At 65.4% G+C, this 14,393-nt stretch carries 16 protein-coding genes; 14 read left to right on the forward strand and 2 right to left on the reverse strand.

Annotated features, from left to right (window positions below; genetic code table 11):
• Positions 1–21: 21 nt before the first annotated feature.
• The 8 genes from AADZ90_RS08735 to AADZ90_RS08770 all read left to right on the forward strand — a co-directional run bounded on the left by AADZ90_RS08735 (position 22) and on the right by AADZ90_RS08770 (position 7,720).
• Positions 22–780, forward strand: a complete 759-nt coding sequence (locus tag AADZ90_RS08735) for a 50S ribosomal protein L21 (RefSeq protein WP_367309606.1) — start codon at positions 22–24, stop codon at positions 778–780.
• Positions 781–786: 6 nt separating this feature from the next.
• The gene (rpmA, locus tag AADZ90_RS08740) at positions 787–1,056 is read left to right on the forward strand and encodes a 50S ribosomal protein L27 (protein ID WP_367309607.1); all 270 of its coding nucleotides are present in this window, start codon (positions 787–789) and stop codon (positions 1,054–1,056) included.
• Positions 1,057–1,202: 146 nt separating this feature from the next.
• Entirely contained in the window at positions 1,203–2,597 is a 1,395-nt protein-coding gene (locus AADZ90_RS08745; RefSeq protein WP_367309608.1) for an RtcB family protein, read from the forward strand.
• A gap of 133 nt (positions 2,598–2,730) precedes the next feature.
• Positions 2,731–3,276 (forward strand): GNAT family N-acetyltransferase, encoded by a 546-nt coding sequence (locus AADZ90_RS08750; protein WP_367309609.1) that lies wholly within the window; start codon positions 2,731–2,733, stop codon positions 3,274–3,276.
• On the forward strand, positions 3,273–4,319 hold the full coding sequence (locus tag AADZ90_RS08755) for a GNAT family N-acetyltransferase (RefSeq protein ID WP_367309610.1): 1,047 nt from the start codon (positions 3,273–3,275) through the stop codon (positions 4,317–4,319). Before AADZ90_RS08750 ends, AADZ90_RS08755 begins: the two co-directional genes overlap by 4 nt.
• Positions 4,316–5,344 (forward strand): GTPase ObgE, encoded by a 1,029-nt coding sequence (gene obgE, locus AADZ90_RS08760; protein ID WP_367309611.1) that lies wholly within the window; start codon positions 4,316–4,318, stop codon positions 5,342–5,344. The genes AADZ90_RS08755 and obgE overlap by 4 nt, the downstream gene beginning before the upstream one ends.
• Positions 5,332–6,438 (forward strand): glutamate 5-kinase, encoded by a 1,107-nt coding sequence (gene proB, locus AADZ90_RS08765; protein WP_367309612.1) that lies wholly within the window; start codon positions 5,332–5,334, stop codon positions 6,436–6,438. The genes obgE and proB overlap by 13 nt, the downstream gene beginning before the upstream one ends.
• A 16-nt stretch (positions 6,439–6,454) precedes the next feature.
• Positions 6,455–7,720 (forward strand): glutamate-5-semialdehyde dehydrogenase, encoded by a 1,266-nt coding sequence (locus AADZ90_RS08770; protein WP_367309613.1) that lies wholly within the window; start codon positions 6,455–6,457, stop codon positions 7,718–7,720.
• On the opposite strand, the gene AADZ90_RS08775 is transcribed toward AADZ90_RS08770, so the two are convergent.
• The gene (locus tag AADZ90_RS08775; protein ID WP_367309614.1) at positions 7,717–8,331 is read right to left on the reverse strand and encodes a histidine phosphotransferase family protein; all 615 of its coding nucleotides are present in this window, start codon (positions 8,329–8,331) and stop codon (positions 7,717–7,719) included. The genes AADZ90_RS08770 and AADZ90_RS08775 overlap by 4 nt on opposite strands.
• 25 nt (positions 8,332–8,356) lie before the next feature.
• Here AADZ90_RS08775 and AADZ90_RS08780 point away from each other — a divergent pair, with 25 nt between their 5' ends.
• The 3 genes from AADZ90_RS08780 to olsA all read left to right on the forward strand — a co-directional run bounded on the left by AADZ90_RS08780 (position 8,357) and on the right by olsA (position 10,316).
• Entirely contained in the window at positions 8,357–8,539 is a 183-nt protein-coding gene (locus AADZ90_RS08780; RefSeq protein WP_367309615.1) for a DUF3553 domain-containing protein, read from the forward strand.
• A gap of 134 nt (positions 8,540–8,673) precedes the next feature.
• Positions 8,674–9,453, forward strand: a complete 780-nt coding sequence (gene olsB / locus AADZ90_RS08785; protein WP_367309616.1) for an L-ornithine N(alpha)-acyltransferase — start codon at positions 8,674–8,676, stop codon at positions 9,451–9,453.
• Entirely contained in the window at positions 9,450–10,316 is an 867-nt protein-coding gene (gene olsA, locus AADZ90_RS08790) for a lyso-ornithine lipid O-acyltransferase (RefSeq protein WP_367309617.1), read from the forward strand. The genes olsB and olsA overlap by 4 nt, the downstream gene beginning before the upstream one ends.
• Here the strand turns inward: olsA and AADZ90_RS08795 are convergent.
• Complete coding sequence (locus tag AADZ90_RS08795; RefSeq protein WP_367309618.1) at positions 10,265–10,885, reverse strand: thiamine phosphate synthase; 621 nt, start codon at positions 10,883–10,885, stop codon at positions 10,265–10,267. The two genes, olsA and AADZ90_RS08795, sit on opposite strands and share 52 nt — an antisense overlap.
• Before the next feature lie 83 nt (positions 10,886–10,968).
• Here AADZ90_RS08795 and AADZ90_RS08800 point away from each other — a divergent pair, with 83 nt between their 5' ends.
• Genes AADZ90_RS08800 through AADZ90_RS08810 form a run of 3 tightly spaced genes read left to right on the forward strand, consistent with a single transcriptional unit; the run spans position 10,969 to position 14,378 of the window.
• Complete coding sequence (locus AADZ90_RS08800) at positions 10,969–11,712, forward strand: RNA methyltransferase (RefSeq protein ID WP_367309619.1); 744 nt, start codon at positions 10,969–10,971, stop codon at positions 11,710–11,712.
• 57 nt (positions 11,713–11,769) lie between these two features.
• Complete coding sequence (gene ctaA / locus AADZ90_RS08805) at positions 11,770–12,912, forward strand: heme A synthase (RefSeq protein ID WP_367309620.1); 1,143 nt, start codon at positions 11,770–11,772, stop codon at positions 12,910–12,912.
• Positions 12,909–14,378, forward strand: coding sequence for a carboxypeptidase M32 (locus AADZ90_RS08810; protein ID WP_367309621.1), 1,470 nt, complete (start codon positions 12,909–12,911; stop codon positions 14,376–14,378). The genes ctaA and AADZ90_RS08810 overlap by 4 nt, the downstream gene beginning before the upstream one ends.
• Positions 14,379–14,393 lie beyond the last annotated feature (15 nt).

The raw sequence follows: 14,393 nt of genomic DNA on the forward strand, positions 1-14,393 counted from the left end.
GGGATACGAAGGAAGAGAGATATGTTTGCGGTTCTGAAAACCGGCGGCAAGCAGTATCGCGTCACCTCGGGTGACGTGCTGCGGGTCGAGAAGATCGCCGCCGATGCAGGCGAGACAGTCCAGTTCAACGAGGTTCTGATGGTCGGCGGCACAGTTGGCACGCCGTTCGTGGCGGGTGCCGGTGTGCAGGCCGAGGTGATCGAACAGATCAAGGGCGAGAAGGTCATCCACTTCGTCAAGCGCCGGCGGAAGCATTCGTCGAAGCGCACGAAGGGCCACCGCCAGCAGCTGACGCTGCTGCGCGTGACCGACATCCTGGAGAAGGGTGCGGACAAGTCCGGCGTGAAGGAAGCGGTCGGCGCGGGCATCGCGGGCTGGACAGGCGTCGCGGCCGACAAGGGCAATTATGCGGATAACCGCGCCGAGCAGGCCGAGATGAAGAAGCGCGTCAAGACGGGCGGCGCCAAGGAGAAGGTCGCCGAGAAGGCCGAGAAGCCGAAAGCGGCCCCCAAGGCGGATACAGCCGCATCCACCTCGAAGCCCGGCAACCTGCTGACCGAGGCGCGTGATGGCCAGCCCGACGATCTGAAGAAGATCTCTGGCGTTGGTCCGGCACTGGAAAAGAAGCTGCATGACAACGGCGTTTTCCACTACGACCAGATCATGGCTTGGGGTGCGGAAGAAATCGCTTACATGGATGATCAGCTGTCCTTCAAAGGACGCATCGAACGTGATAACTGGGTCGAGCAAGCCACGGCGCTTGCCGCCGAGAAGGAGTAACGACCAATGGCACACAAGAAGGCAGGCGGTTCCTCCCGTAACGGCCGCGACAGCGCGGGCCGTCGTCTGGGTGTGAAGAAGTTCGGCGGCGAATTGGTCGTTCCGGGCAACATCATCATGCGCCAGCGCGGCACCAAGATGTGGCCGGGCGATGGCGTTGGCATGGGCAAGGATCACACGATCTTTGCGACCGTCCAAGGCAACGTGACATTCCATAAAGGTCTCAAGGGCCGCACGTTCATTTCCGTGCTGCCAGCCCAGGAGGCCGCTGAATAAGCCGACACCAAAAGGTTTAGCGAAAACCAGGGATCGGCTTACCAGGCCGGTCCCTTTCCTTTTCCTGCCACAGGAAAACCAGGGTCCGGTCCATCAAGGCGCAACATTTGCGCGCTAACCCGAAGAGGAAAGAATGGATTAGGACCATGACGATTACCGGACGCGATCTGATCGATCTCGGCTTTGAGCAAGGCAAGGCACTGGCCGCCGCGCTCGAGCACGTGAACGCCCGCGGGCTGGAGGGGGATGCCCTTGCCGCCTGGGTGGCCGAGAACAAGCCCGCCCCGCGCCTGCAGCTGCAGGACGCGCCCGAGATCCGTTTCAATCTGGATGCGGAGACCGAGGACGAGGTGGAGAACGTCGCGAAGGTCCGGTCGACCATGGATGTCCTGATGCGGACGCCGACTTTGCGGGCCGGGGCCGTCATGCCCGATGCCTGCCCGGCGGGGCCTGAGGGGACGATCCCCGTGGGCGGTGTCGTGGCCGCGGAAAACGCGATCCATCCGGGGATGCACTCGGCCGATATCTGCTGTTCAGTGATGATCACCGAATTCGCCGATGCCGAGCCGTGCGAGATTCTGGAGGCCGTCCATCAGGCCACCCATTTCGGCCCCGGCGGGCGCCCGAACGGCAAGCGCTACACGATGTCGGCGGATCTTTACGACGCGTTCCGGGAAAACCGGTTCTTGCGCGACGCCAAGATCCTGCGCGCGGCGGTAGAGCATATGGGCACCCAGGGCGACGGCAACCATTTCGCCTTTGTCGGCCGGTCCAAGGCTAGCGGGACGACCTGCCTTGTGACCCACCACGGCTCTCGCGGGCCGGGGGCTGGGCTCTACAAGCTCGGCATGAAGGAGGCGGAGCGGTTCCGCAAGGCGTTGTCGGTCGGTGTGCTCAAGCAGAACGCGTGGATCCCGGCGGATACCCCCGAAGGCGAGGCCTATTGGGAGGCGCTGCAGCTTGTCCGCAAGTGGACGAAGGCGAACCATAACTGCCTGCACGCGGCCACGGCGCAGATCGCCAAGGCCGACGTGAAGGAGCGGTTCTGGAACGAGCACAACTTCGTCTTCCGCAAGGGCGACATGTACTGGCACGCCAAGGGTGCGACGCCGATCGATGACGAGATGCTGCCGGACACCGGCGGCATCCAGATCGTGCCGCTCAACATGGCCGAGCCTGTGCTGCTGATCCGGTCGGAGCCGACCGAGGCGAACCTTGGCTTCGCGCCCCACGGGGCGGGCCGGAACATGTCGCGGACGGCCCACAAGCGGATGGTGGCCGGGCGGACCGAGGCGGAGATCTTCGCCGAGGAGACCGATGGCCTCGACGTGCGGTTCTATACCGGCAATGTCGACGTCTCCGAGCTGCCGTCGGCCTACAAGCCCGCGGCGACGGTGCGTGCGCAGATGGCGCAGTATCGGCTGGCCGATGTCGTCGACGAGATCGAGCCCTATGGGTCGATCATGGCCGGCGACTGGGAGCGCGACGCGCCCTGGCGCAAGAAGGCCGCGGCCAAGCGCGCGGCGAGGGCACGTCAATGAGCCGCGTCTTCGCCCCTTTCACGGTCTCCGGCGCGGGGTGTTTCCCGCGCCGGATGACCCCCATGTCTTTTAACCAGTGCTCATCCGAGCGCCCGGCGCCCCTTGCGCCAGCGACCAATTGCGGAGCCTTGCCATGACCGCTCTTCTGAAGACCCCTGTCCAGTCGATCATCGAGACCGAGCGCCTGACGCTGCGCTCTTTGCGCCGCAGTGATGCGGGTCTGATCGACCTTCATGCGGGCGATGAGCGCGTGGCCCGGATGACGACGTCGATCCCGCACCCGCTGCCCCCCGGCGCGACCGAGGCGCTGCTGGCGCGGGCGACCGATCCGCAGCGGGTCGAGGATATCTGGGCGCTCGACGGGTCGGCCAACGGCCATGCGGAGCTGATCGGCCTGATCGGGCTGGAACGGCTGGACCGGAACCAGTCCGAGATCGGCTATTGGGTGGCGCCTGCCTTCTGGAACACCGGCTTCGCGACCGAGGCTGTCGGTGGCCTGATCGAGGCCAATCCGCATGGAGATACCCATGTCTTTGGAACGGTCTTTCAGGACAACCCCGGCTCGGCCCGTGTGCTGATGCTGTGCGGCTTCGACTATCTGGGCGATGCGGAGGCGTTTTGCGTGGCTCGCGACGCGCTGGTGCCGACATGGACCTATAGCCGAAAGCTGGTGCCGTGACCCCGGTCCTGCGGACGCCACGGCTGAAGCTGCGTCCGCTGCGGGAGGGGGATGCGGAGCGGATCACGGCGCTGATCTCGGATTTCGAAGTCACGCGCTGGCTGTCGCGTGCACCGCATCCTTATAGGCTAGCGGATGCTGAACAATTCCTCGGTGACGTTGTGACAGAGGACGGTTCGGGGTTTCACTGGGCCATTGAACGTGGTGGATCGCTTGTCGGCGTGATTGGAACAGAGGAGCACCTAGGCTACTGGCTGGGGCGCGAGGCCTGGGGGCAGGGGATTGCGACCGAGGCGGGGGATGCGGTGCTCGACGCGCATTTCGGGCTGACAGCGGCTGACGAGATCGTTGCGAGCTATACGCTTGGCAATGTCGCGTCGGCCAATGTTCTGGTCAAACTCGGCTTTGTCGAGGCAGGGCGGAAGACCAGTTACTCTAAGGCACTCGATAAGGAGATGGAGAGCCAGGCGCTGGTTCTGACCCGCGCCCGCTGGCGGGACCGGCGGGCGTTCCGGATCGAGACGGAGCGGCTTGTGATCCGCGAGACCCGCGATACCGACTGGCCGGATCTGGCGCGGATCGGGGGCAATCCGCAGGTCGCGCCGATGCTGGCGAGCGTGATGACTCCCTGGCCGGAGGTTCAGTGCCGCCGCTGGATCGCCGCCGGGCGTTATCACGGGCGGCCCGGGTTTCGCGCGACGCTTATGACGAAGGACGATCGGATCATCGGGTCTTTCGGGTTTGGCAAGGCGCCCGGGCCGGGACATCAGTCGGTGGCATACTTCCTCGACCCGGAAGAGTGGGGCAAAGGCTACGCGACCGAAGGGCTGCGGGCCTTCCTGGGCTTCTGCTTCGCGCGGTTCGATGTTGAGGTGATCGAGGCGGATCACTACGACGACAACCCGGCCTCGGGAATCGTCATGCGCCGCCTGGGCTTCGAGGAAAGCGGTCATCGGGAAGACAGCTGGTCCCTCGCGCGGCTTGAGCCTGCGCCCGCAACGGAGTACCGGCTGACGCGGGACGCATTCGAGGCGCTGACATGAAATTCCTCGACCTTGCCAAGGTCTATATCCGCTCCGGCTCTGGCGGGGCCGGATCGGTGTCGTTCCGGCGTGAGAAGTTCATCGAATACGGCGGGCCAGATGGCGGCGACGGCGGGCGTGGGGGCGATGTTGTGGTCGAGGCGGTCGACGGGCTGAACACGCTGATCGACTTTCGCTACCAGCAGCATTTCTTCGCCAAGAACGGCCAGCACGGGATGGGCCAGAACAGGACCGGCAAGTCCGGGGCCGATATCCTGCTGAAGGTGCCGGTCGGGACGGAGGTGCTCGACGAGGACGAAGAGACGGTGATCGCCGACTTGACCGAGGTAGGCGAGCGCGTGACCATCGCCAAGGGCGGCAATGGCGGCTTCGGCAACCTGCATTTCAAGACCTCGACCAACCAGGCCCCGCGCCGCGCCAATGCCGGCCAGCCAGGGGTGGAACGGACGATATGGCTGCGGCTCAAGCTGATCGCCGATGCGGGGCTGCTGGGGCTACCGAATGCCGGGAAATCGACTTTCCTTGCGGCAACCTCAAATGCGCGGCCGAAAATCGCGGATTATCCGTTCACCACGCTGCACCCAAACCTTGGGGTCGTGGGGATCGACGGGACGGAATTCGTCGTCGCCGACATCCCCGGCCTGATCCAAGGCGCGTCGGAAGGGAAGGGGATTGGCGACCGGTTTCTGGGCCATGTGGAGCGGTGCGCGGTGCTGCTCCATCTGGTCGACGGCACGTCCGAGACGCTGGCCGAGGATTATCAGACGATCATCGACGAGATCGGGAACTACCGGCTGCTGTCCGAGAAGCCGCGGATTACCGCGCTCAACAAGATTGATGCTTTGGACGATGAGGAGCGGGCGGAGGCACGGCGCGTTCTGGAAGAGGCCTCGGGTGGACGGGTTTATCTTGTCTCCGGTGTCAGCGGGGAAGGGATCCAACCGCTTCTGCGCGCATTGAGGGCCGAGATCGACCATGCGCGCAAGGCAGCCGAGCCCGAGGACGAGGCGCCGTGGCAACCCTGACCGACGCGAAGCGGCTTGTTGTCAAGATCGGCTCGTCCCTGCTGGTCGATCCAGAGACAGGACTGCGCACCGATTGGCTGTCCTCGCTGGCGGAAGACGTCGCGCGGCTGCGCGGCCGCGGAACCGATGTGATCCTTGTCTCGTCGGGATCCATCGCCCTGGGGCGCCGCGTGCTGGGTCTGGACGCCGGGGAGTTGCCGCTGGAGCAGTCGCAGGCGGCGGCGGCAGTCGGGCAGATCCGGCTGGCGCGCGCCTATGAGGAGGCGCTGGTGCCGCATGGGCTGACGACGGCGCAGTTGCTGGTGACGCTGGAGGATTCGGAGGATCGGCGGCGGTATCTGAACGCGCGGGCGACATTGCAGCAACTTCTGGCGCTCGGCGTGACGCCGATCGTGAACGAGAATGACACGATTGCGACGGACGAGATCCGCTATGGCGACAACGACCGGCTGGCCGCCCGGATCGCGGTGACGGCGGGGGCGGATTGCCTGGTGCTGCTGTCGGATGTGGATGGGCTCTATACGGCGAGCCCGTCGCTGGATCCGACAGCGCGACATCTGGAGGAGATCGACCGGATCACGCCCGAGATCGAGGCGATGGCGGGCGATGCCGGATCCGGCCTGTCGCGGGGCGGGATGAAGACCAAGCTGATGGCGGCGCGGCTGGCGACGGATGCGGGCTGCGCCATGGCGATCGCGTTAGGAGCGCCGCGGAACCCGTTGAAACGGCTTGAGGAAGGTGGGCGCGCGACCTGGTTCCGCCCGCAGACCGACCCGCAGGCGGCGCGCAAGATGTGGATCGCGGCGATGAAGCCGCGCGGCGAGGTTGCCGTCGATGACGGGGCGGCGCGGGCGCTGGCCTCGGGCAAGAGCCTGTTGCCCGCGGGCGTGACCGGCGTGACGGGCCGTTTCGGGCGAGGCGATCCGGTGGCGATCACGGCGGGGGGCGCGGCGCTCGGGCTGGGGTTGAGCCGGTACACGTCGGAGGAGGCGCAGGCGATCCGCGGCCTCAACACCCGTGACCTTTCCGGCGTTTTGGGCTACGACGCGCGGGCGGCGCTGATCCACCGGGACGACATGGTCCTGAAGCAGTAGAAGCGGGAGGCCGATCATGCTGGATTTCAACGATATTCCTGCCCTCATGGCCGAAATCGGCGCCCGCGCCAAGGCGGCTGCGGGCGAGTTGGCGACAGCGAGTGCCGAACGCAAGTATGCCGCGCTGATCGGCGCGGCGGATGCCGTCTGGGTCAACCGCGCGGAGATCCTCGAGGCGAACGCGAAGGATATGGAGTTTGGCCGGGAGAAGGGGCTGACAGCCGCGATGCTCGACCGGCTGGAACTGAATGAGGATCGCATCCTCGGCATTGTCGATGGCCTGCGCGCCATCGCCGAGCAGTCCGATCCGGTGGGACGGGTTCTGGCCGAGTGGGACCGTCCAAACGGCCTGCACATCAAGCGGGTCGCGACGCCGCTTGGCGTGATCGGGGTGATCTACGAGAGCCGCCCCAACGTGACCGCCGATGCCGGGGCGCTGTGTTTGAAAGCCGGCAATGCGGTGATCCTGCGCGGCGGGTCGGAAAGCTTCAACAGTTCCGAGGCGATCCACAGATGCCTCGTGCAAGGGCTTGAAAGCGCTGGCCTTCCGGCTGATGCGATCCAGCGGGTGCCCGTGCGCGACCGGGCTGCGGTGAGCGAGATGCTGACGATGACCGATGCGATCGACGTGATCGTGCCGCGCGGCGGAAAGGGCCTTGTCGGGCTGGTCCAGCGCGAGGCGCGGGTGCCGGTCTTCGCGCATCTCGAAGGGATCTGCCACATCTATGTGGGCAAGACCGCGGATGCGGAGATGGCCCAGAGCATCGTGGTGAACGCCAAGACCCGCCGGACGGGGATCTGCGGCGCCATGGAATGCCTGTTGATCGACTGGCAATTCTACACCCAGCACGGAACCCGCCTGATCGAGGCGCTTCTCGAGGCTGGCGTCGAAGTCCGGACAACCGGGGAGCTTCTGAAGATCGAGGGGACGGTCGAGGCCCAGCCGGACGATTTCGGGCGGGAGTTTCTGGACATGATCGTCGCGGTCAAGCTCGTGGACGGGCTGGGCAAGGCGATTGCGCATATCCGCCACCATGGCTCGAACCATACCGATTGCATCATCAGCGAGGATCCGGTCGCGGTCGAGACGTTCTTCAACAGCCTCGACAGCGCGATCCTGATGCACAACGCCTCGACCCAGTTCGCCGATGGGGGCGAGTTCGGGATGGGCGCCGAGATCGGGATCGCGACGGGCAAGATGCACGCCCGCGGGCCCGTTGGGGCCGAGCAGCTGTGCAGCTTCAAGTATCTGGTCAGCGGAGAGGGGGCCGTCAGGCCCTAGAACTCCATCAGGATCCGCGTTTCGGCCTGGTCGATATTCAGGCGCCGCCCAGCCTCGCTGAGGAGAAGCGGCAATAGCGAGAACTGAACAAGGCCCGGGGCTGTGACATCAGCGCCTAGCGGGCCTGCCATGGTCGACCAGAGTTCAGCCTCGTAGCGCAGCTTCGGCGCCTCGGCTAGCAGCCGCCAGGTGCCGTCTTCCCGCCGGGCGAGGGAGATTTCGCCGCCGAAGGCGAGCGCCGTCTCCAGGCAAAGAAGCGCTAGAAAGACGATGCGGGCCTCTGTCCGCGTGACCTCTCCGACAGCATCCCAGCGATAGCGCAGACGGCCGCCTTTCTCGATCAGGTCCAGGATCTCCCGCAATTCGCGGGGATCGACGGATTGACCGTCGCCCGCAGCGCCGAAGGCGATACGGAAGAACCGGATGCGGGCATTGGCGTTGGCGACGCTGTCGCGGATCAGTTCCAGCTCCTGCGAGGGCGCGACGCCCGACATTTCAAGCAGTTCCAGACCGTTGGCGATTGCGCCCAGTGGGCTGACCAGATCATGGCAGATGCGGGAGCCGACTTGGCCCAGCAGGATGGACGGTGGTCGGTTGGATGTGTCAGACATCGGGTATCATTTCGCGATTGGGGCTATGTCAGACCTGAACTCTATCCTGGAACCAGGCATGCTAGTCCGGCATCCCGGAGAACCCGACTGGGGGGTCGGGCAGGTGCAATCGAACATTGGGGGACGCATTACTGTGAACTTTCCGGATCACGGAAAAGTCGTGATCGATGGGACGCGGATCGAACTCGAAATCGTATATACCCCTTAACCCGGCTCCTCGGCTATTGAATCTTCAACTTACGGTAGCGATCAAAAACGTGCTGTCAATCGCGATCGGAACCGGGCTGTTGCGCCCGGTTGGGCAGCACCCTAAAAGCCCTGAGCTTCTGCAACCATGGACACATGGCACGGATGGGGACGTCGCCACGATTTGAAACGCGCTTTGCTGCGGATGAGGATGACGTCGCCGCGGCGCAGCGGTTGCGTTACGATGTGTTCGTTGACGAATTGGGTGGCCATGGGGCGCTGATCGATCATGAGAAGCGGCTGGAGCGGGATCGGTTCGATCCGTTCTTTCAGCATCTGTTATTGTTCGATCGGACGCGGGAGGCAGACGACCAGGTGGTCGGCGTCTATCGCGTCATGACCGAAGACGGGGCGGCGGCGGCCGGGCAGTTCTATTCGGAAGACGAATACGACCTTGGCCCCCTGCGCCGGTCGGGGCGGCGGCTGCTGGAGCTTGGGCGGTCCTGCGTCCATGCCGACTATCGCGGGGGGCTTGCGATGTACGAGTTGTGGAACCGGCTGGCGGAGTTCGTGACAGAAGAGGGGATCGAGGTTCTGTTCGGCGTGGCGAGCTTTCACGGAACGGATCCGGCGCCGTTGGGGCAGCCGCTGGGGTTGTTGCATTACCGGCATCTGGCGCCCGAGGAGCTGCGGGTTCGAGCGAAAGAAAAGGGGCGGCAGGAGATGGATCTGCTGCCGGAAGAGGCGATCGACCGGCGTGGAGCGATGCTGGAAATTCCTTCGCTGATAAAGGCTTATCTGCGGTTGGGGGGCGTCGTCGGCGACGGAGCCTTCATTGACCGGGAGTTCAACACGACGGATGTGTGCCTGATCCTGGATATCGCGGCGATGAACCCGCGGCAGCGGGCGATCTATGCGCGGGGCGTGGACGGATGAACACATGGCAGTCCGAAGTGCCGCCGCCGCCGGAGGTCGCGCCGGGGTGGGTCGGGTGGCTTCGGGTCGTCATCAAGGCGGTGCCGCTTGCGATCGTGGTGTTCGGCGGGCTGGCGGTTCTGCTGATCCTGCGCCTGGTTGAACGGCCGATCTTCGGCCTGCGGCGGCCGGCAACGCCGTTCGTCACGCAAGGAGTCTGTAGGACCGCGCTGGTCATCGTCGGCCTGAGGCTGAGCGTCGAGGGTCCGCGCTGTAGCGGCGGGCCGATCGTGGCCAACCATGTGTCTTGGCTGGATATCTTCGTGCTGAATGCGGCGCGGCGGGTCTATTTCGTGTCGAAATCCGAGGTCGCCGGGTGGCTTGGGATCGGCTGGCTGGCGCGGGCGACGGGGACGGTGTTCATCGAACGCGACCGACGTCTGGCCGCGGCGCAGCGCGATCTGCTGATGGAACGGGTGCGGATCGGGCATCTGCTGGCGCTGTTTCCGGAGGGCACCTCGACAGATGGAAAACGCATTCTGCCATTCAAATCAACGCTCTTCGATGCGTTTCTGAACGGGGAGGGGGCCGAAAGCATCCAGCCGGTGACCTTGGCCTATCACGCCACGGACGGCGAAGATGACAGGTTCTATGGCTGGTGGGGCGACATGGAATTCGGCGCGCATCTGATCAAGGTGCTGGCTGCTCCGCGGGGCGGACGTGTCGAGGCGGTATTCCACGAGCCCATGGTGACAAACGAGTTCGCGAGCCGCAAGGCGCTCGCCAAGGCCGCGGAGGAGGTGGTGCGCGAGGGTCTTGCCCGGCGGCTGCCTCAACCCATCGCGGCGGAAAGCACCTCGAGGGCGGCGGCGGGATCGTCCTGAAGCCAGATTTCTTCGCCTAGCGCGAAGAAATCCGTGTAAGGCGAAAGGGTTCGGATGGCTTCCTCACTCAGTCCGCCTTCGGCGACGACGGGGAGTTCGATCATCTCGGACCACCATTGAAAGAGGTCTTTCTCGGCGGTCTTGCCGTCGCCGAGGGCGCCGCCGACTGGCCCGAAGGAGATGTAATCGGCGCCGATCTCTCCCGCCGTCATGCCGTCGTGTGTCGAGGTGCCGCAGAAGGCACCGACGATGGCGTCGTCGCCCAGCTTTTTTCGGGCAGCGCGGACGGATCTCGCGCCGTCGGTCAGGTGGACGCCGTCAAGGCCCAGACGCTCTGCCAGCAGAACGTGGCTGTCGATGACGAGTGCGATGTCACGGGCGTGCAGGACCTCGCGCAGGGTGTCGCCGGCGCGGGCGATACGGTCTTCGTCCTGGGTGACGAGGGTCAGGCGGACGCAGGCGACCTCCACCCGGTCGAGGCAGGCCTGAAGTTCGCCCGGAAAGCGCGACAGTTCGAATTGCGGCGGGGTCAGCAGGTAGATCTGCGGCCGTTGCGGGGCGTTTGTCATTGTTCTTCCGCGCTTTTTCGGGTGGGTGCGCCCCTCGTAGCGGAGGCTTGCGGTCAAGCCAAGTCCTGCTATGGCGTGGCGCTATGACCGAGCCTGCACCACAGCCCGCCTTTGTCCTGATCCGCCCCCAGATGGGCGAAAATATCGGCGCGGCGGCGCGGGCGATGTGGAATTTCGGGCTGGACCGGATGCGGGTCGTGGATCCGCGCGACGGGTGGCCGAACCAGAAGGCGGTCGCGATGGCGAGCGGCGCCGGGCGGCTGTTGGATGAGGCGCAGCTGGTCGGGACGACCGAGGAGGCGATTGCCGATTGCGCTTGGGTGGTCGCGACGACGGCGCGGCCGCGGGGGCTGACGAAGCCAGTTCTGAGCCCGGAGCGGGCGATGGAGATGGCGCGCGACCGGATCGCTGCGGGAGAGAAGGTCGCGGTGATGTTCGGCCCCGAGCGGGCGGGGATGGAGAACGACGATATCGCGCGGGCGAACGCGATCGTCTCAGTGCCCGTTAACCCTTTGTTTCCCTCTCTTAACCTCGCGCAATGCGTTTTGCTCGTCGCCTATGAGTGGCGGCGCGCGACGGAAGAGGCGTTGCCCGAACGCGTAGACGCTGTTGCGGACTGGGCGACTCAGGTCGAGATCGAGAAACTATCGGAGCATTATGAAGATCGCCTTAACGACGCCGGATTTTTCTTCCCCGAGGCAAAGGCGGACGGGATGAAGCTGAACCTGCGCAATCTGTGGAGCCGGATGCTGCTGACGCGGGCGGACGTCCAGATGCTCCACGGGGTCCTGCGGCAAATGGTGCGCTGGAAGGAACGGGGGGACTGACTTGCCGCTCTGAGGCGGCAGGCATAGGTTCCGGCCAGTTGTGGCACGCGGGGGATCATGGCGGAAAAGCGGAGCATTTTCGAAGAGGTCGGCGAGGGCGCGAAAACCGAGGCGGCGAAGCCGGGTGTGATCGATAGCGGGCGAACTGGTGCGCGCGGCGCGATCCGCGCCTGGCTGATCGCGCTGTTCGCGCTGGTTGTGGTGATGATCGCTGTGGGCGGGCTGACGCGGTTGACCGATAGCGGCCTCTCGATCACCGAATGGGCGCCCGTGACGGGCGCGGTCCCGCCTTTGAATGCCGAGGAGTGGGAGGCGGAGTTCGAGCTTTACCGCCAGATCCCCGAATATCAGGAGCAGAACCGCGGCATGAGCCTGGCCGAGTTCAAGGTGATCTACTGGTGGGAATGGGGGCATCGGCAGCTCGGGCGGTTCATCGGGCTGGTCTGGGCCGCGGGTTTTGTGGGCTTTCTGGTCGCGCGGAAGATCCCGCCGGGATGGACGGGAAAGCTGCTGCTTCTGGGCGCGCTTGGCGGGCTGCAAGGGGCGATCGGCTGGTGGATGGTGGCCTCTGGGCTGGAGGAGGGGATGCTGGATGTGGCGTCCTATCGGCTGGCCACGCATCTGGGGCTGGCCTTTGTCATCCTCGGACTGATCGCGTGGTTCACGTTCCAGCTGTCGCGGCCGCAGCTTGCGCTGATTCAGGCGCGTCGGGAGCGGGATGTGGGGCTGTTCCGGCTGGGGGCCGTGCTGGCCGCGTTGGCTTTCATCCAGATCCTGCTGGGCGCCTTGGTCGCCGGGATCGATGCGGGGCGCAACTATACGGATTGGCCGCTGATGGCGGGCGGGTTCCTGCCGCCGCAGCCTTTCGATCTGGAGCCGCTCTGGCGGAACTTCTTTGAGGATGACGGGCTGGTGCAGTTCATGCACCGGATGAGCGGGTATCTGTTGTTCGTCGTGGGCATCGGCATCTGGTGGGTGGCGCGACGGTCGCCCTTTACTGCCGTGCGCGGTGCGTTCGGGGTGATGGCGGCGGTGATGGTGTTGCAGATGCTGATCGGCATCATGACGGTGATGTATTCCGCGCCGTGGCATCTGGCGATCGTGCATCAGTTGATGGCGGTGGCCCTGTGGGTGCTGATCCTCAGGGCGCGATTCCTTGCGGGCTATCCGCCTGCGCAATCGGTAAGGGGGGCGGCATGAGCGGCTATGACGATCTGATGGCCTTTCAGCGCGAGACGGAGGCGCTGTCGCAGGTGGCCGGCCGGTTGAGCTGGGATCAGGAGACGATGATGCCGAAAGGCGCCGCCGAGCAGCGGGGGGAGGAGATGGCGGCGATGGAGGGGATGCTCCACGCGCGCCGGGTGGATCCGCGGATCGGGGAGTGGCTCGAAGCGGCCGAGGCTGTGGACGACGTCGCCAAGGCGCAGCTGCGGGAGATCCGGCGGAGTTATGAGCGCTACGCGAAGGTGCCCGCCAAGCTCGCCTCCGAGATCGCGCGGGTGACGAGCCGGGCTCAGGGGATCTGGGCCGAAGCGCGGGCGGCGGAGGATGTCGCTGCCTTCCTGCCGGTGCTGGACGAGGTCGTGCGGTTGAAGCGCGAGGAAGGGCAGGCGCTGGCGAATGGCGGGGGCGTCTATGACGCGATGCTGGGCGATTACGAGCCCGGCGCGACGGGGGCGGAGCTTGAGGCGATGTTCGGCGCGCTCAGGCCGCGGCTGGTCGATCTGCGGGACCGGGTCCTCGATGCGGGACCTGCTCCGGAGCTGACGGGGAGCTTCGCGGAAGAGGGGCAGCTGGCGATCTCGACGCGGCTGGCGGAGGCGTTCGGCTACGACTTCCACCGGGGGCGGATCGACAAGGCGGTGCATCCGTTCTCGTCGGGGTCAGGGGACGATGTGCGGATCACGACGCGGACCAATCCGCTGGACCCGTTCAACTGCTTCTATTCGACGGTCCATGAGGTGGGTCATGCGGCCTATGAGCAGGGGGTCGATGAAGCCTATGCGTTGACGCCGATCGGGCAGGGCGCCTCGATGGGGGTGCATGAGAGCCAGAGCCGGATCTACGAAAACCAGATCGGGCGAAGCCGGGCCTTTACGGGCTGGCTTTACGGCCAGATGCGGGAGGTTTTTGGCGATCTGTCGGTGGACGGGCCGGAGGCGTTCTATGCCGCCGCAAACCGGGTGCATCGGGGCTATATCCGGACCGAGGCGGATGAGGTGCAGTATAACCTGCATGTGCTGCTGCGCTTTGACCTTGAGCGGGCACTGATGGCGGGGGATCTGGGGATCGCTGATCTGGAAGCGGCGTGGAACGACCGGTTCAAGGCTGATTTCGGCTATGCGGTCGATAAGCCGTCGGACGGGGTGTTGCAGGACGTTCACTGGTCGGTGGGGCTGTTTGGGTATTTCCCGACCTACACGTTGGGCAACGTCTATGCGGGGTGTCTCTATCAGGCTCTGCGCGCGGACGTGCCGGGCTTGGACGCGGCTTTGGCGGACGGTGACACGGCGCCGGCGACAGCGTGGCTGCGGGAGAAGTTGCAGCGCCATGGCGGGTTGATGCTGCCGAAGGATCTGATCGCGCAGGCCGCGGGCAAGGCGCCGTCGGAAGGGCCGCTTCTGGATTATCTCGAGGAAAAGTTCGAGGCGCTTTATGGGCTGTGACCTGCCGGTGCGGGC

It is taken from the genome of Aestuariibius violaceus (genome assembly GCF_040779325.2).
GTDB lineage: Bacteria > Pseudomonadota > Alphaproteobacteria > Rhodobacterales > Rhodobacteraceae > Aestuariibius > Aestuariibius violaceus.

Bases quoted from the DNA above. Each gene is read 5' to 3' on its own strand.
- AADZ90_RS08795 (WP_367309618.1), bottom strand. From the start codon at position 10,885: ATGACAAACGCCCCGCAACGGCCGCAGATCTACCTGCTGACCCCGCCG.
- obgE (WP_367309611.1), top strand. From the start codon at position 4,316: ATGAAATTCCTCGACCTTGCCAAGGTCTATATCCGCTCCGGCTCTGGC.
- AADZ90_RS08750 (WP_367309609.1), top strand. From the start codon at position 2,731: ATGACCGCTCTTCTGAAGACCCCTGTCCAGTCGATCATCGAGACCGAG.
- ctaA (WP_367309620.1), top strand. From the start codon at position 11,770: ATGGCGGAAAAGCGGAGCATTTTCGAAGAGGTCGGCGAGGGCGCGAAA.
- AADZ90_RS08780 (WP_367309615.1), top strand. From the start codon at position 8,357: ATGTCAGACCTGAACTCTATCCTGGAACCAGGCATGCTAGTCCGGCAT.
- AADZ90_RS08735 (WP_367309606.1), top strand. From the start codon at position 22: ATGTTTGCGGTTCTGAAAACCGGCGGCAAGCAGTATCGCGTCACCTCG.
- olsB (WP_367309616.1), top strand. From the start codon at position 8,674: ATGGCACGGATGGGGACGTCGCCACGATTTGAAACGCGCTTTGCTGCG.
- AADZ90_RS08775 (WP_367309614.1), bottom strand. From the start codon at position 8,331: ATGTCTGACACATCCAACCGACCACCGTCCATCCTGCTGGGCCAAGTC.
- AADZ90_RS08745 (WP_367309608.1), top strand. From the start codon at position 1,203: ATGACGATTACCGGACGCGATCTGATCGATCTCGGCTTTGAGCAAGGC.
- rpmA (WP_367309607.1), top strand. From the start codon at position 787: ATGGCACACAAGAAGGCAGGCGGTTCCTCCCGTAACGGCCGCGACAGC.
- AADZ90_RS08810 (WP_367309621.1), top strand. From the start codon at position 12,909: ATGAGCGGCTATGACGATCTGATGGCCTTTCAGCGCGAGACGGAGGCG.
- AADZ90_RS08800 (WP_367309619.1), top strand. From the start codon at position 10,969: ATGACCGAGCCTGCACCACAGCCCGCCTTTGTCCTGATCCGCCCCCAG.
- AADZ90_RS08770 (WP_367309613.1), top strand. From the start codon at position 6,455: ATGCTGGATTTCAACGATATTCCTGCCCTCATGGCCGAAATCGGCGCC.
- olsA (WP_367309617.1), top strand. From the start codon at position 9,450: ATGAACACATGGCAGTCCGAAGTGCCGCCGCCGCCGGAGGTCGCGCCG.